The following is a 25,362-nucleotide window of genomic DNA, read 5'->3' as shown; positions in this document are numbered from 1 at the left end:
CCCGGGCAATTCAACCGGGACGCCTGGTAACCGCCATGGTCAGCCGGGAAATACAGGTGGTTTTACCTTCTTCGTTCTCAAGCAGAATTTCCCATACCTGAGTGGCGCTACCAATATGGATGGCCCTGGCCGTGCCATACACCCAGCCTTTGGTAACCGGACGGATGTGGTTGGCGTTGATATCCAACCCAACCGCAACGGTTTCCGAATCCTTCAGACAGCAATTGGCCGCCATGCTTCCCAGGGTTTCCGCCAGCAACACCGACGCTCCTCCATGGAGAATGCCAAACGGCTGGACTGTGCGTTCATCCACGGGCATACGGCCCTTCACATAATCATCGCCAATTTCCAGGTATTCGATACCCATGTGACTAACGGCCGTGTTCTGACTGGACTGGACAAGTTGTTCGAGGTTCGGGGTACGGGACCAGATTGCCATGGGGGAATTACTCTCGATGTTGTTTGAAAAGAAATCTCGGAAAGGCTAGTGTATACAGATAGGATGCGAACTACCAAGCCCTTCTTCTGTGTCCCACGCCTGCCTTTTCGATCAATCCCTCAAACTCCCGCACAGGCACCGGCCTGCTGAAATAATAGCCCTGAAACCGGTTGCACCCCATCATAACAAGGCGTTCCAGCTGCCCTTTCGTTTCCACGCCTTCCGCCACCGCCGATAGTTTCAGTGACGAAGCGAGGGCCAGAATGGTCTCTGCGATGGCAGCATCATTGGGATCATCGAGGATGTCTCGCACAAATCCCTGGTCAATTTTAAGCTCATCCAGCGAGAGCCGTTTCAGGTAACCAAGGGATGAATAGCCCGTGCCGAAATCGTCCAGGGAAATTCGTATGCCCATGCTTCTCAGGGTTCGCAGTGTTTCTTCCACCAACTCAAGATCGTAAGCCAGTGCACTCTCGGTGATTTCCACTTTCAGGTTTCTGGGGGATGCCCCCGTTTTTCTGAGCAATGCCATCACAGTTGAGCAAAAAGACGGCAGATGGAACTGCCTCGCACTCACGTTTACCGACACCTGGAGCCGTGCCAGAACACCGCCCCGTTTTTTCCAACTGGCTATCGTGGACATGACCTCTTCGAGTACCCAGTAGCCAACCGATTCAATGAGGCCCGTTTCCTCTGCCAGCGGAATGAACTCGGCGGGAGACACCATGCCACGGCCCGGACAACGCCATCGAAGCAACGCCTCGGCACCTATCGGCTTACCTTTCTCGTCAACAAGAACCTGGTAGTGCACTGCCAACTGGTTCTTCCGAATGGCCAGTCGAAGGTCGGATTCCATGGCCAGGCGTTCGGACACCTTTTTCTGCATCATGGCATCGTAGAAACGGATGCAGTTGCGACCGTCTTCCTTGGCACGAAACATGGCCATGTCGGCCTGACCAAGGAGCTCTTCGAGGGAATCATCGTGATCAAAAAACAGGGTGACACCAATACTTGGCGTACCGGTGTACTCAAAGCCATTCAGTTCATAGGGTTCGTTCAGTGCTTCCCGGACTTTCTCACAGACCTTTTCCACGCGGGCGGCAGCGCTGGAAGCATCGGCCGGAAACCCCTTCAGAATGAGAACAAACTCATCGCCACCAAGCCTTGCGACGGTATCCCACTCCCTGACTGTCTGCTTGAGCCTTTTGCCGACCTGAATCAACAGCTCATCTCCTGTCATATGGCCCGCCGAGTCATTGATGTTCTTGAAGTGATCCAGATCGATAAAGACCAGGGCGCCGTGGCTATGATCCCGGGTGCTTCCAGTTAACGCCTGGGCCAGGCGATCCCGCAACAGGCGCCGGTTTGGAAGGCCCGTCAACGCGTCGTAGAACGCCAGTTTCTCTATCTCTGATTCCGATTGCTTGCGGTCACTCACATCGTAGAAGTACCCGTGCCAGATCATGCTGTCATCGGCCAACCGGGCAGGAACCGACCGCGCTTCCATCCAAGCCGTTGTTCCGTCCTGTTTCCTGGCCCGGAAGTTTGTTTCAAACGGCGTCATTTGCCGCCTTGATTCATCTACATCTTCGTCGAAGGATTTCTTGTCTTCTGGATCAATGAGGTCTAAAAGGGGCTTCGCATCCAGGCTGAGTGCATCGGCCGGGAGTCCGAACAGCTCCTTCACTTTTTCACTGATGAAGGGAAACGTGGTTTGCCCGTCGGGGTACATCCTGAACTGGAAAATAACCCCCGGAAACTGGTCGGAATACCGATAGAGGCTGTTTTCGAATCGCACATTGCGACTGGCCAATATCTGTCGGTGCACCGAAGCCCCCAGAACTTCGCCTACCTGGAGCAGAAATTCCTCTGTACCCGGATCCAGTGCACAGGAATGGTCAAGAAAATCGAACCCCAGAATACCGCTGACTTGTCCCTCCAGCTTCAAACCAACGAGAACCAGACTCCGGATACTTTCAAGAAGGAATTCCAGTTTCTCTTCTTTTGCATCCGGGGGAAGTTGTTCGACTTCGGGGATCACCAGAACCGGAAGGATCTGAAGCTGCTCCATAAGCCAGGGATATCGGTCCTTCGGAACATTTTGAATGGCATCCCGTTGGGGTGTGACGCCGTCTCTGCAGGTTTCATGGGAGATTGAAATTGTCTGGGTGGCTTCTTCGAAATTGATCAGGTAGGCGCGATCAGATCCAAGCCAATCGCCAAGCTCAGCAATAACCCCGTGGATGCAACCATCCAGTTCGTCAATCTTCGAGCGGGCAAGGTTGAGCGACAACCTGTACACGAAATCCCTGTGGCCCGAGGTAACTGCCTTTGCCATTGCTACGGACTCCTTCCCAGCAATACTGCCCATGAATTTTATTTTATACCGGGAGTACCTGTACTGAGTTACGACGGGTGCGCCTCAAAAGTTCATGTGCTAGCACTAACGGTAGCCTCTCAACTCGCTTTTGTATAACGAGCTTTATACTGCAGGATCAGCTCATCGACCCTGCCAGAGTTCACAAGCTCATAAAGCCGGTCCGCAATGCGCTCTCTTAGTTCAAAGGAATTACACGGCGAAGCCTTGGAAAAAGTCAGAAACAGGCCCTCACGGCTAACCGGCGTTTCCAGCGGAACGAAATCGTCAGCAATGCCCATGTATTCAAGTTTCACCTCTCCCTGAAGGACTTCATAGAGCACATAATCAACACGATCAACCAACGCCATCTGGAAGGATTGCTCAATGGACCGGACACCTTCAATGCGCAGATTCTGCTCTGCATACCGGTCGAAGTTCTGGCCAAAGCTGTTGTTGATCAGGGTACTGCCGCGCTTGCCCTTCAGGTCTGGCCAGTGGCGATAGACGAACTCCCGCCCGATGGGCACCCAGACCGCTGTTGGCAAGTGCGTGACCGGAGGAAGCAGATAATCCATGTAGCGAATGCGTTCCGACGTGATGAACGCCCCGGCTACCATATCAATCTCCCCCTCGCGCGCCATCCGTTGGACCCGGGCCCAGGAACCGATATCTTTCACTTCCACGGTTACGCCGAGGGGTTGGGTAATTTCCCGGAGCAAAGCAGGTACGGCGCCATTCAGGAAACCAGGATTTTGCTCGTCTCGCCAGAGCAGGGGCGGATACTCCGGATTACCACTCACGGTGAGTGTGTCGCACGGGGTTACTGCCGTGGCATTAGTCGGCGAAAGAATCATCGCGGCTGCAAAAAAGATAAGTGACTTACCAACAACAGAAGACAATAGCTTATTCAACTCTGACAAGACCTTCTTTGTGCCAGCCCAGACGGCCGGTTTCGACAACCTGGCGACGTATCCCCGGCACTGGCCGGATCATGAAAAGATCGCCGTTTCTGCCCACCATGGCTCGGGGTACACCAGTTGCTTTGGCTATGTCAGCGTGCGTTTCCATGTGTTCAGCCTCACCATGCACCGGAATGGCAATGGCAGGCCTGACCCACTTGTACATTAACTCCAGCTCTTCCTGCGCAGGATGACCTGAGGCATGAATTGGCAAATCCGCATCTTCGGCGGTGATTACCCGGACACCCAACTCTTTGAGTCTCGCCACCAGTGCTTCTATGGCTTCTTCATTGCCGGGAATAGCACGGGCGCTGAAGATGACTGTATCGCCGGTTTCCAACTCGAAATCCGGATGCGTACCAGCAGCCAGTCTGCGCAGGGCCGTTCTGGGTTCACCCTGACTGCCGGTGGCCACGGCCATGACTTCATCCCGGGGCAGATAGCCAAGATGAGCGGGATTGATCAACTGGTCAGCCGAATCCCACAGCCCGGCGGCCTTGGCGGCACCACTCATATTGATCAGCGAACGGCCCAACAGCCCCATATAGCGCCCTGTTTCTCGCGCAATCGAAGAGAGCGTATGCAGGCGGGCAATATTGCTGCCGAAACAGGTCACTACAACGCGCCCCTCAGCGGATCGTATAGCCTGCAACAATCCGGCATGCAAGGCTCCCTCGGAGACCGAGTGACCTGAGACCGTTGCGTTGGTGGAGTCGCATACCATGGCGTTCACGCCCTCTTTCGCCAGATCGGTAAAGGTCTGTGGCGAATAGCCATGGCCGACCAGCGGCTGCTCATCCAGCTTCCAGTCTCCGCTGTGAAAGATGTTACCTGCGGCGGTTCTAATCATCAGGGCGTTGGGGTCCGGGATGGAATGCGTCAGCGCCAGCCATTGCACGCTGAAAGGCCCGATCTGTTTGCTCTGGCCCGTCTCCACCTCAATGATCGGAACCCGGTGCAGCAGATCGAACTCCGCAAGTTTTCGTCGCAGAATTTCCGCAGTGAACCGACTGGTGTAGATCGGACACTGCAAAAGCGGCCAGAGATAGGGTACGGCTCCAACGTGATCCTCATGGGCATGGGTTATCACCAGACCCGCCAGGTGGTCACGGCGGTCAGCGATGAAAGCGGGGTCCGCCATTTGCACCGGGGGTTCCCCCCGGTGGTGCACGGTTCCGTCAGCGGCAATTCGGCCGGGCTTTGGAAAGGTGACGCCGCAATCCACCATCAACCAGGCTCCGTCGTGGCCATAGAGGTTGAGGTTCATGCCGATTTCGCCGGTACCCCCCAGGGGCAGAAACCAGAGATCAGACTGCGCAGGAATCATTCGGCGACTCGGTCCATATACTTCAATACCAGATCCTCGTGTATGCCTTCCATTTCAATCAGTTTCAGAGCCGCCCGGATATCGTCGGCGTACTGAATCACCGGCGAGTTTTTCGCAACGGCGATGTAAGAGCGCTCTCCGGGCACAAAGAACGGTGAGACCTCAACATCCAGCCCCAGTTTCTCAACCGTGTACAAACCCACCAGTTCTGGCGCAATCACCACATCCACCCGGCCCTTCTGAAGCATCAGCATCAGGTTTTCATATCGAGGCGCTGGTTCTTTGAGCAGGTCCTCATCATTATCAAATCTCGGGAAATACGACGCGCCTTCCAGCACGCCAATGGCCCTGCCGTACAGATCGGCATAGCGGTCAATGCGGTGCTCTTTGTTCAGATAAAAGAACAATCGTCGTTCTGGCGGAAACGCCGGTGCCACGAACTCCATCAATTCGGATCGCTCCTCGGTTTCCAGAGGACCAAGCATGACATCAACCTCACCCTGCTGGACCATTCTCAACACGCGCCTGAACGGGGCTTCCCGGTAATGCACTTCCCAGCCCAGCCGCTGGGCAATTTCCTCGAAGATCTCCACGTAGAGGCCGGTTCGCTCACCACCCTGGAGAATCCGGTATGGGGGGGCATGATTGGCACCTACGGTGATGGTAAGAGGTTCCACAGTTTCTGTGCCCTGCTGGGCCCAAGCGGGAAACACCAACACCATCAGAAGGGCGGCTGTTAGCACTCGCATTCCTGTCGTCCTTGCCTGTGAGCCTTTCAGGTTCTTATGCAGTCTGGTCATCTGTGTCCAGTATAGACGGTTCAAGATCCGGGAACGTCGGATTTACGTAATCACGGTTGAAATCAACCACCCGTGGCACAAGGTCGGTTACCAGATCAGTAAAGAAATGATTCACTAAACCGGCTGCACGTTATTTACCGATAGCTGTCGAAAGTGCCATACATTCGTCAACAGAAAGGACGGACACCATGAAAATTCTGATGGTTCTTACCTCACATGACCAGATGGGCGACACCGGCCATAAGACCGGCTTCTGGCTCGAAGAGTTCACCGCGCCCTACTATGTGTTCCGGGATGCCGGTGCCGACATCACCATCGCCTCGCCGAAAGGCGGCCAGCCTCCCGTAGATCCCAACAGCGAGACGGAAGAGGCGCTCACGGAAACCACCCGTCGTTTCCAGCAGGATGCCCACGCCAAGGAATCCCTTGCCAGCACCAAGAAGCTGAGCGATGTGGACATGAACGAGTACGACGCAATTTTCTATCCGGGCGGCCACGGCCCGCTGTGGGACCTGGTCAATGACGAAAAGTCCATTGCCCTGATCAAAACGGCTTACGAGCAGGACAAGGTTATTGGAGCCGTCTGTCATGCGCCAGCCGTATTCAAGAACGTGGAAGTCAAACCGGGCCAGAACATCGTTGGCGGCCGGGAAGTCACCGGCTTCAGCAACAGCGAGGAAGAAGCAGTAGGCCTCAGCGGTGTGGTGCCTTTCCTGCTCGAGGACATGCTAAAGGAAAATACCGCCACCTACACCCGCGGTGACGACTGGGCTCCGCACATCGTGGTGGACGGCAAGCTGATCACCGGGCAGAACCCGGCATCCTCCGAGGGCGCGGCGAAAGCCGTCGTGCAGGCTTTGCAGGAGGCCTGATCCGGTAAAGACCGGAAGATGAACCCAAGGCCAGGTGAGATTCTCATCTGGCCTTTTTCTTACGCTTCGAGTTCATTCCCCCGCGTGACTGATCAACTCGCCAGGAGCGCCCTGCTCCAGCAGTTCACGAATATGATCCGGTATCGTCACTTTTCCCATCACTGAAGGCTGAATCACCACGTAGGTCACATCGGCATCGGCGATAAACGCCCCATCCCCATACCTGAAGAATTCAAGATGCAACGTGAATGAAGTGTTGCCGATTCGCCCCGCCCGAATACGCGCCTCCAGCACATCATCGAACTTTGCCGGGGCTTTCCAGTTCACGGTGAGGCTCACAACCTGAATATCCAGATCCTGATCCAGCAGATGCTGGTAATCGCCAAACAGCGTGCGAATATACTCATTCACTGCAATATCAACGAAATCCGCATAGCGGGCGTTGAACACCACACCCTGGGCATCGCATTCGCCATAGCGAACCCGGAAGCGAAAGCGGAAAGGCAGATCACCAGCCATGAAGCGCTCCGATTAAAGTTCAGTTACTGTCGCCAACAGCTTCTCATATCTGTGCTAACGTTTTGAGGAATATCTCAAAAAAGCTGGCCACCGCTATGAGCAACCCGAAGCACACCCTTTTCTGGATGACGCTGTTCCTCGGCGTGGTCGTCATCGTCGGCGCCCTGATCCACAAACCTCTGATCTCGGCCTTCATGGCCAACTGGGTTTTCAACCTGCTGATTCTCGGCGTATTGATCGTCGGTATCGCCCTCACTTACCGGCAGGTATTTGTCCTCTTTCCGGAATTGAAGTGGATTGCACAGTTCCGGACCGGGCATGCCGGACTGTCGGTGGTCCAGGAGCCTAAACTGCTGAAGCCACTGGCAAGACAGCTCGGAGAGGATGCAACCAAGGATCGATTCACGCTGTCGACTCTCTCCCTGCGAACCGTGCTCGATGGCATTCACTCCCGCATGGATGAGCAGCGGGAGATCACCCGTTACTTCATCAGTCTTCTGGTTTTCCTCGGCCTGCTGGGTACCTTCTGGGGCCTGCTCGGCACCATCAACTCGGTCGGCCAGGTCATCACCGGACTGGATATGAGCCAGGAAGACTTCGGCAAGGTGTTTGCGGAGCTTCAGGAAGGCCTGCTTACGCCGCTTGAGGGCATGGGCACCGCGTTCAGCTCCTCTCTGCTGGGATTGGGCGGCTCACTGATACTGGGCTTCCTGGATATCCAGGCCGGCCATGCCCAAAACCGCTTCTATGACGGCCTTGAGGAGTGGCTGACCGGCGTGACCAATCTTGTAGACCGCGTAGACAGCGAGAAAGACCTGTCATGATCGGATCCAGGCGCCGAAGCCGAAGCACCACCAACGTCTGGCCGGGGTATGTGGATGCCCTGTCGGCACTGCTGATGCTGGTGATCTTCATGCTACTGGTATATGTGGTCAGCCAGCTCTATCTGTCCCAGACGCTGTCTGACCGGGATACCCAGCTGGCCCGCCTGAATGCCCAGTTGAACGAACTCTCGGAGCTGCTTGGCCTGGAAGAAAGCCGGAGCGAGGCGCTGGAAGCTCAATTGACCAGCGTTCAGGACCGCAACAACAGTCTGGTTGACCAGCTGGAATCCACCCGTGAACGGCTGATGCAGCAGACCGCCGTCGCCGATGCGCAATCGGAGCGACTGGCCGGTATGGAAGAATCCATTGACGAAAAAGACGAGATGTCCGCCAGCCAGCAGGCCATGATCCTGCGGCTATCCAATCAGATCGCCTCACTGAGGGAACAGCTCAGACAGATTGCCTCGGCCCTGGAGCTGCAGGAACAGATGACTGCGGAAAAAGAGCAGGAGCTGGAACAGGTGAGCCGACGGCTGAACACCCTGCTCGCCGAGCGGGTCAGCCAGCTGGAACAGTACCAGTCGGAATTCTTTGCCCGGCTTCGGGATATTCTGGCCGGTAACGAGAACGTGCGGATTGTCGGCGACCGTTTTCTGCTACCTTCGGAACTGCTGTTTGCCTCCGCCTCGGCGGAACTTGGAGAGGAAGGCCGGCAGGAGTTGGACAAGCTTGCGGATTTGCTGCTTGATGTTTCAGCCAGGATTCCTGATGACGTTGACTGGATTCTGAGAATTGACGGTCATACCGATGTCATACCTATCAATACCCCGAGATTCCCTTCCAACTGGGAGCTGTCCACCGCGCGGGCGGTTGCAGTCGTGCGCTACCTTGCAGCGCAGGGTGTACCGGAACGGCGCATGGCGGCTGCCGGCTTTGGCGAGTTCTTCCCGGTGGCGGAGGGCACCTCACCGGAAGCGCTTCAGAGAAACCGGAGGATCGAGCTCAAGCTGACGGATCGCTGATAGGAGGGAGGCAGTCGCCCTGCCACCCTCAAGAAGTATTGCGGTCAGAAATGAATAACCGTCCGAATGCTCTTACCCTCATGCATCAAATCAAACGCCTTGTTGATGTCTTCAAGCGGCATTTCATGGGTAATAAACACGTCCAGAGGAATCTCACCTTTTTCGGCTTTCTCCACGTAGCCAGGCAGTTCGGTACGGCCTTTCACGCCGCCAAACGCTGAGCCTTTCCAGACCCGGCCGGTGACCAGCTGGAACGGACGGGTGCTGATTTCCTCGCCGGCGCCGGCGACGCCGATGATGACGGATTCGCCCCACCCCTTGTGGCAACACTCCAGGGCGGCGCGCATCACCTTGACGTTACCGATACACTCGAAGGAATAGTCCACGCCGCCGTCGGTCATTTCAACGATCACTTCCTGGATCGGCTTGTCGTAGTCGTTGGGATTGACCACATCGGTCGCACCCAGCTGTTTGGCGATGTCGAACTTTCCCGGGTTGATGTCGATGGCAATGATGCGACTGGCCTTGGCCATGGTGGCACCGATGATAGCCGCCAGGCCGATACCACCCAGGCCGAAGATGGCTACCGTTGCCCCTTCTTCCACCTTGGCCGTGTTCATCACCGCACCGATGCCGGTGGTCACGCCGCAACCGAGCAGACACACCTTCTCAAGGGGCGCTTCCTTGGGAATCTTGGCCAGAGAGATCTCGGGCAACACGGTGTACTCGGAGAAGGTGGAGCAACCCATGTAGTGGTACAGCGGCTTGCCCTGGTAGGAGAAGCGGGAGGTGCCGTCCGGCATCACGCCCTTGCCCTGGGTGGCCCGAACGGCGCCGCACAGGTTGGTCTTGCCGGAGGTGCAGAACTTGCACTCGCCACACTCGGCGGTGTAAAGCGGAATCACGTGGTCACCCACTTCCAGGTTTTTCACGCCCGGGCCCACGGCCTCCACAATACCACCGCCTTCGTGGCCGAGGATGGTCGGAAACAGGCCTTCCGGGTCGGCGCCCGACAGGGTGTAGGCATCAGTATGGCAGACGCCGGTGGCAACGATGCGCACCAGCACTTCACCTTTTTGCGGCGGGGCGACATCCACTTCAACGATTTCCAGCGGCTTGTTGGCTTCAAAGGCCACCGCGGCACGGGATTTGATCACTGGCATGCTCCTCTGGTTCTGTCAGGAATCTCGGGCATTGCTGATTCCCTTTGTATGATGAATTGACAGATTGACGGTTTGACGATTCCTAGACGACTGGTCTACTATAGCAGATATGACGTCAACCGACACCCGCACTCACATTATTCACACCGGCGCCGACCTGATCGGCCATAAAGGCTTTGGTGCGACAGGCATCAACGCCGTGCTGACCGCAGCTGGCGTACCCAAGGGGTCGTTCTACCACTACTTTAGCAGCAAGAATGATTTCGGCCTGGCGGTCATTGATACCTTCGCGGAGGAATACGACGCCAAACTGGATCGGATTCTCAATGACACCAGCCGCTCCTGCGTCGACCGGCTGCGCGCCTACTTCGACACCGGCTTTGAAACCATGACCAGCTGCGAGTACACCCGGGGCTGTCTGATCGGCAACCTGGGCCAGGAACTGGCGGGACAGAACGAAGCCTTCCGGCAGAGGCTGGACTCGGTCTTCGCCAGCTGGGAAAGACGCTTTGAGCATTGCATCCGTGCTGCCCAGCAGGCCGGAGACATCAGCGCCGACATCGACGCGGCAGACGCCGCCAGTTTTTTTCTGTCCGGCTGGGAAGGCGCCATCCTGCGTTCGAAGGTCCTCAAGTCCACCGAACCCATGGAGAGGTTCGTGCGAGTCTTTTTCAAACACTGCCTGAACATCGGCTGAAATTTTTTTCGATTGCCGACTAGTAGACTGGTCTAATTAATATCATTTGATCCTGAAGGAGGATGCCCGATGAGCAACCAGAACGATCCACTTTTTCAGCCGCACCATCTGGGCGAACTGGCCCTGCCCAACCGGATTCTGATGTCACCACTGACACGTTCCCGCTCAAGCCAGCCCGGGGATATCCCCAACGACATGAACGCCCGCTACTATCAGCAGCGGGCCAGCGCTGGCCTGATTCTCAGTGAAGCCACCCAGGTTTCGCCGCAAGGCAAGGGCTATGCCTTTACCCCCGGCATTCATTCGCAGGAACAGATTGAAGGCTGGAAGAAGGTAACCGGGGCGGTGCACATGGCCGGCGGCCGAATTCACATGCAACTGTGGCACGTGGGCCGGATTTCCCATCCGGACCTGCAACCGAACGGTGAAAAGCCCGTTGCGCCTTCTGCCATCAAGCCCGAAGGTGCCAAGACCTTCATCAGTGCCAACTCCGGCATGGTGGATATCCCGGAGCCCCGGGCCCTGGAAACCGCGGAAATGACCGACATTGTCGAGCAGTACCGCCAGGGTGCGCTGAACGCAAAAGAAGCCGGCTTTGACGGCGTTGAAGTCCATGCGGCCAACGGCTATCTGCTGGACCAGTTCATCAAGAGCGGCAGTAACCATCGCACTGACGAATACGGTGGCTCGGTGGAAAACCGTCTGCGCCTGCCATTGATGGTCGTCGAAGCGGTTATCGACGTCTGGGGCAAGGACAAGGTCGGCGTCCGCGTCAGCCCCACGGGTAGTTTCAATGCCATGGACGACGACAACCCGGCCGAAACCTTCGGTACCTTCGCCCGGCACCTGAACGACCTGGGCATTGCCTACATCGAAGTGGTGGAAGACTCCTTCCAGGGCAATCACGCGAACGGCCGCCCGGAAGAAGTCATCGACGCGATCCGCGCCGGCTTCAAGGGCACCTACATTGCCAATGGCGCCTACACCGCCGACGAGGCCCGAAAGCGTATCGACGAAGGCCGGTGCGATCTGGTCACCTTCGGCCGCCCGTTTATCGCCAACCCGGATCTGCCGGAGCGCTTCCGCCAGAACGCGCCCCTGAACGACTGGGACGACAGCACCTTCTATGGCGGTGATGAACACGGTTACACCGACTACCCGACACTGATAGAACTCGAAAAAAGCGCCTGAACAGCGCTTTTATTCCCAAAGGAGACAAACCATGAGCAACACCAATGACCCGATCAACAGCAAAGTAGTGATTATTACCGGCGCCAGCAGTGGTCTCGGTGAAGCCACGGCCCGCCGCCTGGCAGACCGGGGCGCCAAGCTGGTACTCGCAGCACGCCGGGAGGACCGCCTGAAAGACCTGACGGAAGATCTCAAGTCCCGGGGCGCCGAAGCCATCTGGCAGGTCACCGACGTGACCGACCGCAATCAGGTTGAGTCTCTGGCCGCCGCGGCAAAAGAGGCGTTTGGCAGGATCGATGTGCTGGTCAACAACGCCGGGCTGATGCCCCTGGCACCGCTGGACGCCCTCAAGGTTGATGAGTGGGAACAGATGGTAGACGTCAACATCAAGGGCGTGATGTATGGTATCGCCGCTGTACTGCCGACCATGCGGGAACAGCACAGCGGGCACATCCTCAACCTGTCGTCGGTCGCCGGGCACAAGGTCTTCCCCGGTGCCGCCGTCTACTGCGCCACCAAATATGCGGTGAAGGCGCTGTCCGAAGGCGTTCGTATGGAAGGCGGCGACGAGATCCGCAGCACCAACATCTCGCCGGGTGCCGTCGCCACCGAGCTCACCAGCACCATCACTGATCCCGACGCGAAAAAGGCGGCGGATGAGCTCTACGAAGTCGCCATTGATTCCGATGCCGTGGCCCGGGCAGTTGTCTATGCCATCGAGCAGCCGGCGGATGTCGATATCAATGAAATCATCCTGCGGCCGACGGCTCAGGAGCTGTAGAACTTCTCTCGATCCTCGAACCCTGCACCATGCTGCCCCGCAAGGGCAGCGTTGGTGCAAGAGATCCACGGCCAGTCTCATCAAAATCCTCGAAAGATCACCACCTACCTGCGAAGTTCCCACGCACATCACATATCTTTGTTGCGCCCCCAAAAACTTTTCCGAATCTGGTACGTATCTGAAGGGTTGAATCAAAAGGCCAAGGAGCATCAACCTTGCATACGCTTTACTGGTTTACCCGGGATCTTCGCCTGCACGACAACGCCGCGTTGCTGGCGGCCTCGAAGTCCGACGTGCTTTTATGTGTCTACGTTGTTGATCCCCGCTGGTTCGCACCGGGGCCACTGCAAAGCAAAGCCATGGGCGATCATCGCTGGCGCTTCCTCTGGCAGAGCCTGATGGCGCTGGAGCGAACCCTGCGGACGCTTGGCCAGCGCCTGCATATTGCCTATGGCGAGCCGGAAGCCGTGGTCCCCGAGCTGGTGCATGCCCACTGTATTGCCCGGGTTGTCCGGTCGCGGTTGCCGGGCACCCGGGAAGCTGGCCAGTGGCGCGCGATCAAGGACAAACTGCCACAGACCCTGTTCCAGCAATTCGAAACCCTGAGCCTGTTTACCGAGGGCTCCCTGCCCATGACCCTGCAGGATCTGCCGGACACCTTTTCCCAGTTCCGCAAGCAGGTTGAGAAAACCGGAGAACGCTGTACCGAGCGTTTGCGTATCCGCACTCTGACAGCCCTGCCTCCGCCACCAGGGTTCCCGGAGGACAATCGCGGCGACTGCCCGCCGATACCAGAGCCGATGCATCCATTGCAGTTTATGGGGGGTGAAACAGCTGGCGTGGAGCGGCTTCGGGAATTCCTGTACGGCAACCACAGCATTGACCGCTACAAGGAGACCCGCAACGCCCTGGACTCCTGGGACGCCTCCTCAAAATTCTCGCCCTGGCTGGCCAACGGCAGTCTCTCGGTTCGCGAAGTGGCGGAAACCATCACAGAGTACGAAGCCAGTGAGACCAAAAACGAATCCACCTATTGGCTCTGGTTCGAACTGCTCTGGCGGGAATACTTTTACTGGTACGCCCTGAAACACGGCGCCAACCTGTTCCGCCGTGATGGCGTCCAGCGCAAGCGTCGACACGGCACCTTCTACGGCCACCGTTTCAAGGCCTGGTGCCAGGGCAACACCGAATACCCAATCGTAAACGCGGCCATGAATCAGCTGCGTGAAACCGGTTACATGAGCAACCGGGCCCGGCAACTGGTGGCAAGCTGTTTCATCAACGAACTGGGCCTCGACTGGCGATACGGAGCGGCATGGTTTGAAGAGCAGTTGATCGACTATGATGTAGGGAGCAACTACGGCAACTGGCAGTACCTGGCTGGCGTGGGGGCGGACCCGAGAGGCCTGCGGCAATTCAATCTGGAAAAACAGACGCAGCAGTACGATCCCACCGGCACCTTCATTGACCGCTGGGGCGGACACGCGGAACAGCCCGTAGGTCTACACACAGTGGATGCGGCAGACTGGCCCTTGTAGCAATAAGGCGAACCGCCATGACGGATAGGAAGGATAACGGCAATACGGCACGTGAGACCCTGGCTCGCATCATCGATACCAGCTCTCCCTCTACCTTGCTGAGTTGCGGCAACCTCGCGACCGAAGTCTCACGGATCTGGCAGAAACATCAGAAGGGCGTTGACGTTCACACACTGGACACCATCGACCCCAATGCCCACCTGTTCCTGGACCGGGTGGCAGACCTGGCCCTCGTTACCGAAACCCTCGAACACCTGCCCCATGACGAAGGCGCCCTTCTGCTGGGACAACTCAGGAACTATGGCACCCATCAGATTGCGGTTCTTGTGGGAGAGGCTCCCGACTGGGCGTTTACGGACTTCATCGGCCTTGGCTTCCGTCGCCATGCCGAACTGGAAAATGATAACGGTGCACTGACGCTGTACACCTACAATCTGGATACTTACAACCACAAGCGGGCCTGGAACAATCCAGAGAACTGGGCCAATCCGGAAATGTGGGGCAAAGCATGGTGGTAGAAAGCGCAGAAGTGAGCAGTCCGTCTTCCCGAAAACTCAAACCCAGTACGATCCGGATCGGCACCCGGTACCGGGCCAACCGACTGAAAGGCCCTTACGACGCCATTGTAATCGGCTCCGGCATTGGCGGCCTGACAACGGCCGCTTGCCTGGCCAAGGCCGGCAAGAAGGTACTGGTACTCGAACAACATTACACCGCCGGCGGCTACACCCACAGCTACGCCCGCAACGGTTACGAATGGGACGTGGGTGTTCACTATATCGGCGATATGGGCTCACCCCATACCCTGGGCCGGCGACTGTTCGATTACATTACCGACGGCAAACTGGAATGGGCACCCATGGATGAGAATTACGACCGTTTCTTTCTGGGAGACAAGGTCGTCAATCTGCGTGCCGGCAAGGAGGGCCTTCGGCTCTCCTTGCTGGATGCCTTCCCGGATGAACAGGGAGCCATCGACCAGTATGTAAAACTGCTGGGGAAGGTAGCCGACGGCATGCAGTGGTATACGCTTTCCAAGCTCACGCCCGGACTTCTGAGCCCGCTCGTTCATAAAGGCCTGGATATGGCCTTACCGGATTACTTCAACAAGACCACCTGGGACGTTTTGAGCGAACTGACCGACAACCAGGAACTGATCGGTGCGATCACCGGCCAGTGGGGCGATTGCGGCGTCACACCGAAGCAATCCAGCTTTATGGTTCATGCGCTGATTGCCAAGCACTACCTTTACGGTGGCTTCTATCCGGTTGGCGGTGCGTCGGAGATCGCAAAAACCATCATACCCGTCATTCAGCAGCCCGGTGGTGAGGTATTCACCTACGCCGATGTGACTGACATCCTGGTCGAGAAGGGCAAGGCAACCGGCGTGCGCATGGCCGACGGTGAGGAAATCCGGGCACCAATGGTCATCAGCAACGCCGGGGTGATCAACACCTTTGAAAAATTGCTGCCGGCTGAGGCCGCAGAAAAAATCGGCTACAAGCGCAAACGCCGGCACATTATTCCCTCCATGCCCCATATCGGGCTCTACATCGGCCTGAAAGGAACTCCGGAAGCGCTCGGGCTGCCGCGCACCAATTTCTGGATCTACCCGAGCGCCGATCACGACAGCAACGTGCAACAGTTCCTGGATGATCCGGAAAACACCGAGTTTCCGGTGGTGTATATTTCCTTCCCGGCAGCCAAGGACCCGGACTACCAGAACCGCTGGCCTGGCACCTCCACCATAGAGATTGTCGCACCAACCACCTGGGAGATGTTCGAGCCCTGGCAGGACACTACCTGGGGCAAGCGCGGGGAAGACTATGAGGTCCTTAAGCAGAAAATTACCGACCAATTGCTGGAAGTGATGTACGAGAAACTCCCGCAGCTTCGGGGCAAAGTGGATTACGTGGAGACCTCCACGCCGCTGTCTACCGCCTGGTTCTGCCGCTATGGTCGGGGCGAGCTCTACGGTCTGGACCACAACCCTGAGCGCTTCGAACAGGACTGGCTGAAACCGAAAACCGACATTCCCGGGCTCTATCTCACCGGCCAGGACATCCTTACCTGCGGCGTGGTGGGCGCGATGATTGGTGGGCTGGTCAGCACCCTGGCCATCCAGGGCTGGCGCGGCGCCGGGTTGGCAAAACGTATTTTTGTGGGGTAACAGGCGTTGCCCAGGCCGATCTGTGCCGATTGCGGCATGCACCTGAATATCTGTGTCTGTGAAGCCTGTGCCCCGGTGCCGAACAGTACCCGGGTTTCGGTCCTTCAACACCCAACCGAGGTGGGTCACCCCAAGGGTACCGTGCGCATACTGGCCCAATGCCTCGCCAGAGTCGACGTTTTCCAGGGCGAGACGCCAGACGATTTTGACCAGGCCGGCTTCAATCCACACACAGAAGCCGGACATTCCGCGCTGCTGTTCCCCGGTCCCGGCAGCGACACGCTCGAATGCGCAAACCTCCATGACATCCATCACTGGATCATTCTGGACGGAACCTGGCGTAAGGCCGCAAAGATCCTGCATCAGAATCCTGCCCTGGCGGCGCTGCCCCGCTTCCATTTGGCGGAACCTCCGGCGTCTGCCTACGCCATCCGAAAGGCCCCGGGCAAGCAACACCTGGCCACAGCAGAGGCGGTTGCCTATCTGCTGAACGTGGTCGAGCCGGGCCTGGATACCCGGCCCATTTCCAGAGCCGTGCGCTCACTGGTGGACAAACAGCTCGCCCAGATCCCGGCCCGGCTGCACAAGCATTATCAATAAACCGATGCGGGTGAGACGAGCGGCCGATGCGGACGTAATCTCCGGAAACCTGAACAAAACCGAGAGCACCCCATGTCCGCGCAATTCGACTCTGCAGACCTCTCCCGCATTATCGAGATGGCCTGGGAAGATCGCACACCCTTCGAGGCCATCGAAGCCCTCTATGGCCTTCAGGAGAAAGACGTCATCCGCCTGATGCGACGTGAGCTGAAGACTTCAAGCTTCCGGCTCTGGCGCAAGCGGGTAACCGGACGCAGCACCAAACACCGCCAGTTGCGGCCCGAAGGGGTGAGTCGGGGCTATTGCCCGACCCAGTACAAGCATCGGTAAGCGTCGCACCATTGGCATTGCCGGCATGGCTGCGCGATCATGAACACTCAGGTAACAAGCAAGGAACCAACGCAATGGCAGTGTTCAACCAGAAAGATGCCCGGGAGCAACTCGATGCCGAGGCCAGCAAGGTACACCGGTCCGACCTTGAGACTCTGCTTGAAAGACAGCGCGCGATTGAAGAAAAGGTGAAGGGTAGCGGCAAGCTGGCACGCTTCAGCGGCGACATCAAGCTGATGTTTTCCATGATCCGCGACTACTGGTACGGCAATTACCGGAGCGTACCCTGGAAGACAATCGCGGCAGTGGCAGGGGCACTCCTGTACGTGCTGAACCCGCTGGATGTCATTCCCGACCTTTTGTTCGGCTTCGGATTTATCGACGATGCCGGCGTCGTGGCCCTGTGTCTGAAACTGGTAGAATCCGATCTGCTCCGCTACGCTGCGTGGAAGGAACATCAGGAAGAATCTGAAAACCGGGTCAGTGCGAATTGATTAATTTCTGAACTGACGGTATTCTCCCGCCCCTGCTGTAGGAACACCTGAATCAAATCTGGAGTTGTCGTGGATTTAGCCACTCTCATCGGTCTTGCCGGCGCTATTCTGCTGATTGCATCCGCCGTTATTCTTGGTGTTTCACCTTCTGTATTTATCAACCCTGCCTCGTTGCTGATTGTCGTGGGTGGCACCATGTTCGTGGTGTTGGCCAAGTTCAGCGTCGCCCAGTTTCTTGGCGCCTTCAAAGCGGCCGCCCGGGCCTTCAAGTTCAAGCTGCCGGAAACCCAGGCCAGCATTGAAGAGTTGGTGGATATCGCCAACGTGGCCCGCAAAGAGGGCGTTCTTGGGCTGGAGGATAGAGAGATCAGCAGCCCGTTCCTGGCCCAGGGTATACAGATGCTGGTGGACGGTCAGGACGGCAAGACCATCAAGGAGCTCTTGAACAAGGAGCGCCTGATGACCCTCGACCACAACCGTTCTGGCGCCAAGGTATTCACGGCCATGGCCGATGTGGCGCCGGCCATGGGCATGATCGGCACGCTGATTGGTCTGGTTCAGATGCTGTCGAACATGGAAGACCCGAAGTCCATCGGCCCGGCCATGGCGGTCGCACTGTTGACCACACTGTATGGCGCCATGATTGCCACCATGATCGCGACTCCGATTGCCGACAAGCTCTCCCTGCGGATGACCGAGGAAGCGCGCATGCAGTCGCTGTACATTGATGCCCTGGTGGCCATTCAGGAAGGCACCAATCCCCGGATCATCGAGCAGATGCTGTCGAGCTACCTGCCCCCCAAGGAACGCGAGAAAGCGGCTGCAGCTGAAGGCGCCTGACCATGGATGAATTGCCTGAAGAGGAAAAACCGGGGATTCCGGCGTGGGTAGTTACCTTCGCCGATCTCATGTCCCTGCTGATGTGCTTCTTCGTGTTGCTGCTGTCCTTCTCGGAGATTGATGCCCAGAAGTTCAAGCAGATCGCCGGTGAACTCTCCAAAGCCTTCGGCGTTCAGCGGGACGTGCCGGCCCTGGAAATACCCAAGGGTACCAGCCCCATTTTCGACAAGTTTTCTCCCGCACCGCCCGAGCCTACCGTGGTCAACGAGGTCAAACAGACCACCACAGAGGAAGCCCCCGAGCTGCAGACCCTGAAAAGCCCCACCGACATGGCCGTGGAGGCTGCCATGGAAGAGCAGCTGCAGGAAACCATGGACGAAATCCTCAAGGTGCTGGAGCCGGCGATCGCCGATGGGCGCATCAATGTAAGCGAGGATCAGCGGCGGATCGTGATCCGGGTGGAAGAAAAAGGTTCGTTTCCCTCAGGTTCGGCTCAGCTGACCTGGGAATTTGAGGGCCTGTTGCTGGACATGGCCGAGGTTATTGAGGGCATCCCCGGCGACCTGACCATTGAGGGCCACACCGACAACGTGCCTATCCGTACCGACCGCTTCTACAGCAACTGGGATCTGTCGGCTGCCCGGGCCGCCGCGGTGGCCAACGTGCTGGTCGCCCGGGACCAGGTTGAACCCACGCGACTTTCCGTCACCGGACTGGCGGATACCGAACCCAGAGTTCCGAATAGCTCAGCAGAAAACCGGGCCAAGAACCGGCGCGTGGAAATCATCATTGATCTCTCCGGCCCGATGCAGGAACAGGAGGTTCGCCTCCGGGAACTGATCCAGTCCGAATCGGACGATGACCAGTCGGCACTCGGGATCGAATCCGACAGCTCGACATCAAACGAAATCAGCTGGTAAGCGCACTCTATTTTGGTGCGCCCGACACCAAAACGCACAATGCTAGTGCACTTTGGCTCTAAAACACGTCTCCCACATCTGTCCAGAACCACCCAACTGCCCTTCCGCGCTTGAAATGCATTATTTTGGAACAGCTCTTGCTTTAGCTGCACCTCATCAATGCACATTTCAACGTAAAGCGGCCCGCTAGAGGCCGGACACACAACATCAGGAGCGAAAACCCGTGGACATCACGAGTGCAGTACACACCCTGACTGAAAGCGCCAACACGCTGTTCATCCTCATCGGCGCCATTATGGTGCTGGCCATGCATGCCGGCTTTGCTTTTCTGGAAGTAGGCACCGTTCGCCACAAGAACCAGGTCAACGCCCTGGTGAAGATCATGACCGACTTTGGCATCTCTGCCGTGGCCTATTTCTTCATCGGCTACTACATTGCCTACGGCAGCCATTTCATGAGCGGTGCCGCCGAGCTCACCGCCGCCAACGGCTATGATCTGGTGAAGTTTTTCTTCCTGATGACCTTCGCCGCAGCCATTCCCGCGATTGTCTCCGGTGGTATCGCTGAACGGGCAAAGTTCTATCCGATGCTGATTGCCTCTGGCCTGATTGTTGCCTTTATCTATCCCTTCTTTGAGGGGCTGATCTGGAACGGCAACTATGGCTTCCAGGGCTGGCTGGAGAACCAGTTTGGTGCGCCCTTTCACGACTTCGCCGGCTCCGTTGTAGTGCATGCAGTGGGCGGCTGGATAGCCCTGGCGGCCGTTCTGGTCCTCGGTGCACGAAATGGGCGCTACCGTAACGGCAAGGTGGTGGCTTTTGCCCCCTCCAACATTCCCTTCCTGGCCCTGGGCGCCTGGATCCTGACCGTCGGCTGGTTCGGCTTCAACGTCATGTCCGCCCAGACCCTGGACGGCATCAGCGGCCTGGTGGCCGTAAACAGCCTGATGGCCATGGTCGGCGGCATCCTGGTGTCCATGCTGCTGGGCCGCAAGGACCCGGGCTTTATCCACAACGGTCCGCTAGCAGGGCTGGTGGCGGTATGTGCCGGCTCTGATCTGATGCACCCGGTGGGTGCCCTGGTAACGGGCGGCGTCGCCGGCGCCATCTTCGTGTATTTGTTCGAGTGGGCCCAGGCCAAGATCGAGCGCCTGGACGATGTCCTGGGTGTCTGGCCCCTGCACGGTGTCTGTGGTGTCTGGGGCGCGATTGCCTGCGGCATCTTTGGCCAGGAGGCACTCGGTGGTCTCGGCGGCGTCAGCCTGATGTCCCAGATCATCGGCTCGGTGGCCGGCGTGGTGGTGGCCTTTGTGGGCGGTCTGATTGTCTATGGGGTTATCAACGCCATTTCCGGACTGCGTCTGACCGAAGAAGAAGAGTTCAACGGGGCGGACCTGAGCATCCACCGGATCGGGGCAACCGCGGTCGAATAAGCACTGAGTGTTCAGTCGCCGTAGCCGGTCAATTCCATGTAGCCCTCGCCAGAGTGGCTGCCGGCGACGGTGACAGGGCTTTCCCAATAAGGGTAAAGCCCGTCATTCAGGTAGTTTCCAGGGGGAGCCGAAATTTCAAGGCTCACCCCATAATCCGGAACCTCCAGACGCCAAAGGCGGGGAAAGCCCCGGGCGTCTGGTTCCTCCGGGCGAATGCGAAGCTGACTGGGCTGAAGCGCTACGGGCTCGCCATCCTCCGGAATCCAGGTTCCGGAACGAAAACCGCCGTCCTCCTCGCGGAGCTGGAAAGCCATCAATTTGTCACCCGACTCCAGGTGCAGCGCAAACCAGTCCCAGCCCTGCTGGCCCGATTTGAGAAACTGACTACTCCACTCCCGGTCGAACCAGCCCTTGCCCGCAACCTCAAGTGTCTCATTACCCAGCGTGACAGTACCCTCGATGTGCAGGTCCACCAGACTGAAATACATCGAACCCTCACCATCGGCGGATTTGGCACTGAAGCCGTTATCACCGTGCGCAACAGGCTTGCCATTGATCGAGAGGGACAAGTCGTAGGACCAGCCATCCGCCGCCAGCTGCAACCGCCATGACTCGCTTTCGGATGTTGCCTCAAGCTGCCAGTCGTCCAGCCAGACGGCCAGTGGCTGCGCCTGTGCGCCGGCATGGCCGACATCGCCCCGGGCCAGTTTCTCTGCAAAGTAGTGCCGGGCATCAAAGCTCACCGCGGCATGGGCCATCCAGGCCGCTTCCAGGGGCCAGTCGGCTGCCTCAGGAGGTTCAGCATCTGCCGGTCTGGGCGTAATGGCTTGGCGGAACTGGGTCCATTGCAGGCCCAACGGCTCACCTTCTTCAGTCCTCAAATTGGCGGTCAGATACCACCATTCGATCCGGTGTTGCGGGTGCGGGCCGAAATCATCGGGAAATATCAGGCGGTCGCCCGGCCCGGGCTGAAGGAAGGGCACTTCGGCGTCGTTTTCTGCGACACCCGCCAGTCCGGCGAACCCTGCTTCTTGTTGTGACTCCGAACAACCGGCCAGAACCACGATGGACAACATCAGTATCCAGCGTCTCATCGCTCACCTCCCGCCAGCGCGTTGGCGTTCACAGGGGCAACCGTTGGTGATTTCAACTGGCGCATCATCAGCAGGCCGATGCTGAGGCCAATCAGCAGACTCAGCACCCCAAGCTCCAGCCAGAACCGGGGATAGACCGCCATGGGCAGGGACCAGCCGAACGCGATGGGGTTGATGCGATGCACCAGAACCAAGGTCAGCCAGATGCCAAGCGGCAGGGCCAGCAGGGTAATTGCAGCGGTCAACGACACTGACAGCCGGATCAGTTGGGCCGATGCTTGTCGCACGGATAGTCCCCAGACGACCAAAAGCCGGAAATACCAGGCCCGGGTGGAGAAGAAGACCCAGCCCATCATCAACAGTGCAATGGCCGCCAGTATCAGGGTCAGGGTAGTCATGGCCCGGGTCAGCAGGAAGGTCTGGTCAAAGATGGCCGTGGCGAGTTCTTCAATAGCCCGGTTGTCCCGGACCGTCAGCTCATCCACCTGCCATACCCGCTTTAATCCACCGGTCACTTCCTCGATGTCGAGATTTCCGGGCGATACCGACAGGCTCTGGAAACCGGTTGCGAAGTCTTCAGGAAGCACCGAAGGATGAATCAGGATTTCGCCAGCGGGGCGACCGTAGTCCGGGTAGGTGGCCAGCACGGGAAACTCGAACGAACCGCTTCCGAGGGTTACCTCCAGGGACTGGCCGACCTGTACATTCTGCCTGCGCGCCAGCTGTTCATTCACCATCACTCCCTGGCCCTGCTGCAGTCGCTGCCAGGGCCGTGACGCTGACTCAAGCAACTGCCAATCGGTCACCAGTGGGCCTACAGGGCCGATGGCAAAGACGTCCACCTCTGTGCCTGCCTCATCCCCGTTGCCCGGCAAAGTTGCACGGCCGCGAATCACCCGGTGCCACAGGCCAGACGCTGCGAGTTCCGGTTGCTCAGCGAGCCAGTCCACCGCGAGGGTCGCATCCGCTGACTCAGGAACTTCAATGTAATAATCCGCCTCCAGTCTCTGCGCGAGCCATCGATCAAATGTACTTTCAAAGGTCGTCACCAGAGCCTGAACCGCCAGAACCATGGCCATGGCGAACTGCAGAGCGACCAATGGCAGTGCCAGACGCCGCGCCAGCACTGATAGCTCCCGATGGCGCCAGCGGGCCTGCAGATTCCGGTCGTGCCCGGACCGCCAATCCGCAAGCCAGGCAATCAATCTCGGTGCAAGGATCCCGGCAGCCACAAACACGAGGGCCACGGCGACAAAAAGCCAGAGCAGATCCGTAACCCAGGCTGACAAGGCCAGGCCAGCGATAAGCACCAACACCACCAAACCGCCGGACCGGCGGCTACTTCCCGCAAACGCTCGGGCCCATGGACGGAGAAAATCGGCCAGGCAAGCCACCAGAACCACCGTCAGCATGGTTGCAAGCGGAACCAGCCAGTTGCCACCCTGGCCCGCGTACAACGGCTGATCGAACAGCCCCTCGAGGGCGCGCCCGAATCCGCTACCCAGCCCGGTCGCCAGCCAGCGACCCAGCCATATACCAGGTACGATACACAGCAGGGCCAACAAGAGAATCTCCACGACCAGCAGCCGGTTGAGTCGGGCTTGGGGGACACCAAACCGGTGCAGCAAAGCGAAGCTGTCTCGACGTTGCGCCATCCCCAGCAGATACACGCTGCGAACCAGCAAGGCGGTAATCAGCAAAACCAGCACGCCCAGCGCGTCAAGATTCAGCAGAAAACTGTCGCCCAGCTCTCCGGTATCCGGGCCAACCCGAAACGGCGCCAATCGATACCCGTCAGGAAGTGACCCGTCAGTGTGGGCATCGGAGATCAGCAACGACAACCCACCTTCGTTCTTTCCGGCAAGTTCAGCCGCTTCACTGATATCAACAAAGGGACGACCATCCAGTTCACCCTGCCAGGGCGCCTCTTCGCTGTCAGGACTCTCAAAGCATCCGGCCGCCAAAGGGGCGATACCCACCACACGACCGCCTTGCGGCGAAGGCACTTCCCACCAGGGCATCACGCAGAGCCCTGCTCGGCGCAGCTCGACAAAATCATCCACAGTCAGGGGCTTACCGTCCTGGCGGACTATCTGCTGGCGTTCGGCCACCGCCGATTCGCTCTGATCAAGACTGGCCCGGGCCTGGCTGGTGAGATGGTGCACGCCCGTCCAGAGCATGGTGGCGAGCACAATCATGGCAGCCAATGCCAGCAGCTGAAGCGGATGGCGGCGGTAATGACTGAACAGGGCGGCCAACAGGGTCATGTCGGGCTCAGGTTTCCGGCACGTGGCCAAGATCCAGATGCTGGCTGCAGCGGGCGGCCAGTTCCGGATCGTGGGTGGCGAGGATCAGTCCGCAGCCATGGCGGGCCTGCAATTCGAAAAGCTGCCCGATCACGGCCTCTGCCGTGTGCCGGTCCAGGCTGCCTGTGGGTTCGTCAGCAAGAACCAGGGCCGGCTTCATGGCAAACACCATGGCCAGTGCCGCGCGCTGGCGTTGTCCCCCGGACACCTGATCCGGGTATCGGTCGGCAAGCTCGCCGATCCCCAGGCGCTCGAGCCAGTCCTGACATCCATCCTCGGATTGGCCGGCAAGCCGGGCACGAAAACGGACGTTGTCCAGCAAAGACAGGGCCGGCATCAGGTTGGCTTCCTGAAAGACTACCCCGATCTGTTGTCGGCGAAGCGTCCCCCAGCGACGTTCAGACTTGCTCTCGGCCTCCGTTGACCGGGCATCAAATGTCTCGCCGAGCACCTGAACCACCCCTGAATCCGGTTTCTCCAGACCACAGAAAATGTTCAGCAAGGTACTCTTGCCGGATCCGGATCGACCGGTCAGCGCCAGTGACTGGCCCCGCTCCAGACCCAGGGAGAGCCCCCTGAGCACGGGCACCGGTTCATTACCGCTGCGGAATTGCTTGTTCAGGCCACGGGCCGAAAGCAGAGAGTCCACCATAGTTTCCCTGTCTGACGAGTTGAGGCGACGGCT

25 protein-coding genes are annotated in these 25,362 nt (G+C 58.2%); 15 read left to right on the top strand and 10 right to left on the bottom strand.

Features of this window, described 5'->3' with window-relative positions; all coding sequences use genetic code 11:
• Window positions 1-10: 10 nt before the first annotated feature.
• From ACGK9W_RS18275 to ACGK9W_RS18255, 5 genes are all read right to left on the bottom strand, one after another.
• Window positions 11-439, bottom strand: a complete 429-nt coding sequence (locus tag ACGK9W_RS18275) for a hotdog fold thioesterase (RefSeq protein WP_405417987.1) — start codon at window positions 437-439, stop codon at window positions 11-13.
• A 70-nt stretch (window positions 440-509) separates the two neighbouring features.
• A complete protein-coding gene (locus ACGK9W_RS18270) occupies window positions 510-2,777 on the bottom strand; it encodes a putative bifunctional diguanylate cyclase/phosphodiesterase (RefSeq protein ID WP_405417984.1) in 2,268 nt (755 codons plus the stop codon).
• Window positions 2,778-2,896: 119 nt separating this feature from the next.
• Window positions 2,897-3,598, bottom strand: coding sequence for a substrate-binding periplasmic protein (locus tag ACGK9W_RS18265; protein WP_405417982.1), 702 nt, complete (start codon window positions 3,596-3,598; stop codon window positions 2,897-2,899).
• Between the two features lie 103 nt (window positions 3,599-3,701).
• A complete protein-coding gene (locus ACGK9W_RS18260) occupies window positions 3,702-5,084 on the bottom strand; it encodes a ribonuclease J (protein WP_405417979.1) in 1,383 nt (460 codons plus the stop codon).
• Window positions 5,081-5,833, bottom strand: coding sequence for a substrate-binding periplasmic protein (locus tag ACGK9W_RS18255; protein WP_405417978.1), 753 nt, complete (start codon window positions 5,831-5,833; stop codon window positions 5,081-5,083). The genes ACGK9W_RS18260 and ACGK9W_RS18255 overlap by 4 nt, the downstream gene beginning before the upstream one ends.
• 239 nt (window positions 5,834-6,072) lie before the next feature.
• Between ACGK9W_RS18255 and ACGK9W_RS18250 the strand changes: the two genes are divergently transcribed.
• The gene (locus ACGK9W_RS18250; RefSeq protein ID WP_405417975.1) at window positions 6,073-6,756 is read left to right on the top strand and encodes a type 1 glutamine amidotransferase domain-containing protein; all 684 of its coding nucleotides are present in this window, start codon (window positions 6,073-6,075) and stop codon (window positions 6,754-6,756) included.
• Between the two features lie 72 nt (window positions 6,757-6,828).
• On the opposite strand, the gene ACGK9W_RS18245 is transcribed toward ACGK9W_RS18250, so the two are convergent.
• Complete coding sequence (locus ACGK9W_RS18245; protein WP_405417973.1) at window positions 6,829-7,275, bottom strand: acyl-CoA thioesterase; 447 nt, start codon at window positions 7,273-7,275, stop codon at window positions 6,829-6,831.
• A gap of 95 nt (window positions 7,276-7,370) precedes the next feature.
• On the opposite strand from ACGK9W_RS18245, the gene ACGK9W_RS18240 reads away from it, so the two are divergent.
• Both ACGK9W_RS18240 and ACGK9W_RS18235 read left to right on the top strand, forming a co-directional pair.
• Window positions 7,371-8,099: a MotA/TolQ/ExbB proton channel family protein gene (locus ACGK9W_RS18240; RefSeq protein ID WP_064229170.1), complete on the top strand. Its 729-nt coding sequence runs from the start codon at window positions 7,371-7,373 to the stop codon at window positions 8,097-8,099.
• Window positions 8,096-9,121 carry a peptidoglycan -binding protein gene (locus ACGK9W_RS18235; RefSeq protein ID WP_069182680.1) on the top strand — a complete coding sequence of 342 codons (1,026 nt, stop codon included), beginning with the start codon at window positions 8,096-8,098 and terminating at the stop codon, window positions 9,119-9,121. The genes ACGK9W_RS18240 and ACGK9W_RS18235 overlap by 4 nt, the downstream gene beginning before the upstream one ends.
• 44 nt (window positions 9,122-9,165) lie before the next feature.
• Here ACGK9W_RS18235 and ACGK9W_RS18230 read toward each other — a convergent pair whose 3' ends face one another.
• Window positions 9,166-10,278: an S-(hydroxymethyl)glutathione dehydrogenase/class III alcohol dehydrogenase gene (locus ACGK9W_RS18230; protein ID WP_405417970.1), complete on the bottom strand. Its 1,113-nt coding sequence runs from the start codon at window positions 10,276-10,278 to the stop codon at window positions 9,166-9,168.
• 115 nt (window positions 10,279-10,393) lie between these two features.
• Here ACGK9W_RS18230 and ACGK9W_RS18225 point away from each other — a divergent pair, with 115 nt between their 5' ends.
• The 12 genes from ACGK9W_RS18225 (at window position 10,394) to ACGK9W_RS18170 (ending at window position 21,277) form a co-directional block, all read left to right on the top strand.
• Window positions 10,394-10,981, top strand: a complete 588-nt coding sequence (locus ACGK9W_RS18225; protein WP_405417968.1) for a TetR family transcriptional regulator C-terminal domain-containing protein — start codon at window positions 10,394-10,396, stop codon at window positions 10,979-10,981.
• Between the two features lie 69 nt (window positions 10,982-11,050).
• Window positions 11,051-12,172 (top strand): alkene reductase, encoded by a 1,122-nt coding sequence (locus ACGK9W_RS18220; protein WP_305965552.1) that lies wholly within the window; start codon window positions 11,051-11,053, stop codon window positions 12,170-12,172.
• Window positions 12,173-12,203: 31 nt separating this feature from the next.
• Entirely contained in the window at window positions 12,204-12,953 is a 750-nt protein-coding gene (locus ACGK9W_RS18215; RefSeq protein ID WP_069182655.1) for an SDR family oxidoreductase, read from the top strand.
• Between the two features lie 215 nt (window positions 12,954-13,168).
• On the top strand, window positions 13,169-14,491 hold the full coding sequence (locus tag ACGK9W_RS18210; protein ID WP_405417965.1) for a DASH family cryptochrome: 1,323 nt from the start codon (window positions 13,169-13,171) through the stop codon (window positions 14,489-14,491).
• Between the two features lie 17 nt (window positions 14,492-14,508).
• Window positions 14,509-15,009: a DUF6231 family protein gene (locus ACGK9W_RS18205; protein ID WP_222465925.1), complete on the top strand. Its 501-nt coding sequence runs from the start codon at window positions 14,509-14,511 to the stop codon at window positions 15,007-15,009.
• The gene (locus tag ACGK9W_RS18200) at window positions 15,000-16,661 is read left to right on the top strand and encodes an NAD(P)/FAD-dependent oxidoreductase (protein WP_153634292.1); all 1,662 of its coding nucleotides are present in this window, start codon (window positions 15,000-15,002) and stop codon (window positions 16,659-16,661) included. Before ACGK9W_RS18205 ends, ACGK9W_RS18200 begins: the two co-directional genes overlap by 10 nt.
• 36 nt (window positions 16,662-16,697) lie before the next feature.
• Window positions 16,698-17,261, top strand: a complete 564-nt coding sequence (locus ACGK9W_RS18195) for a tRNA-uridine aminocarboxypropyltransferase (RefSeq protein ID WP_083231745.1) — start codon at window positions 16,698-16,700, stop codon at window positions 17,259-17,261.
• Window positions 17,262-17,333: 72 nt separating this feature from the next.
• Window positions 17,334-17,591, top strand: coding sequence for a TIGR03643 family protein (locus tag ACGK9W_RS18190; RefSeq protein WP_136630685.1), 258 nt, complete (start codon window positions 17,334-17,336; stop codon window positions 17,589-17,591).
• A gap of 74 nt (window positions 17,592-17,665) precedes the next feature.
• Entirely contained in the window at window positions 17,666-18,085 is a 420-nt protein-coding gene (locus ACGK9W_RS18185; protein WP_069182650.1) for a YkvA family protein, read from the top strand.
• A gap of 69 nt (window positions 18,086-18,154) precedes the next feature.
• Window positions 18,155-18,925 (top strand): flagellar motor protein PomA, encoded by a 771-nt coding sequence (gene pomA, locus ACGK9W_RS18180; RefSeq protein WP_069182649.1) that lies wholly within the window; start codon window positions 18,155-18,157, stop codon window positions 18,923-18,925.
• Between the two features lie 2 nt (window positions 18,926-18,927).
• Window positions 18,928-19,845, top strand: a complete 918-nt coding sequence (locus ACGK9W_RS18175) for a flagellar motor protein MotB (protein ID WP_069182648.1) — start codon at window positions 18,928-18,930, stop codon at window positions 19,843-19,845.
• 223 nt (window positions 19,846-20,068) lie between these two features.
• Complete coding sequence (locus ACGK9W_RS18170; RefSeq protein ID WP_405417961.1) at window positions 20,069-21,277, top strand: ammonium transporter; 1,209 nt, start codon at window positions 20,069-20,071, stop codon at window positions 21,275-21,277.
• Window positions 21,278-21,288: 11 nt separating this feature from the next.
• On the opposite strand, the gene ACGK9W_RS18165 is transcribed toward ACGK9W_RS18170, so the two are convergent.
• Genes ACGK9W_RS18165 through ACGK9W_RS18155 form a run of 3 tightly spaced genes read right to left on the bottom strand, consistent with a single transcriptional unit; the run spans window position 21,289 to window position 25,329 of the window.
• Window positions 21,289-22,371 carry a lipocalin-like domain-containing protein gene (locus tag ACGK9W_RS18165; protein ID WP_136630684.1) on the bottom strand — a complete coding sequence of 361 codons (1,083 nt, stop codon included), beginning with the start codon at window positions 22,369-22,371 and terminating at the stop codon, window positions 21,289-21,291.
• Window positions 22,368-24,638, bottom strand: coding sequence for an ABC transporter permease (locus tag ACGK9W_RS18160; protein ID WP_136630683.1), 2,271 nt, complete (start codon window positions 24,636-24,638; stop codon window positions 22,368-22,370). Before ACGK9W_RS18160 ends, ACGK9W_RS18165 begins: the two co-directional genes overlap by 4 nt.
• A gap of 7 nt (window positions 24,639-24,645) precedes the next feature.
• Window positions 24,646-25,329, bottom strand: coding sequence for an ABC transporter ATP-binding protein (locus ACGK9W_RS18155; RefSeq protein WP_136630682.1), 684 nt, complete (start codon window positions 25,327-25,329; stop codon window positions 24,646-24,648).
• Between the last annotated feature and the right edge of the window lie 33 nt (window positions 25,330-25,362).

The organism is Marinobacter flavimaris, from assembly GCF_045057155.1.
GTDB classification, from domain to species: Bacteria; Pseudomonadota; Gammaproteobacteria; order Pseudomonadales; family Oleiphilaceae; genus Marinobacter; species Marinobacter manganoxydans.
Note: the sequence above shows the minus strand (reverse complement) of the source record. Positions and strands in the feature narration are given on the sequence as shown.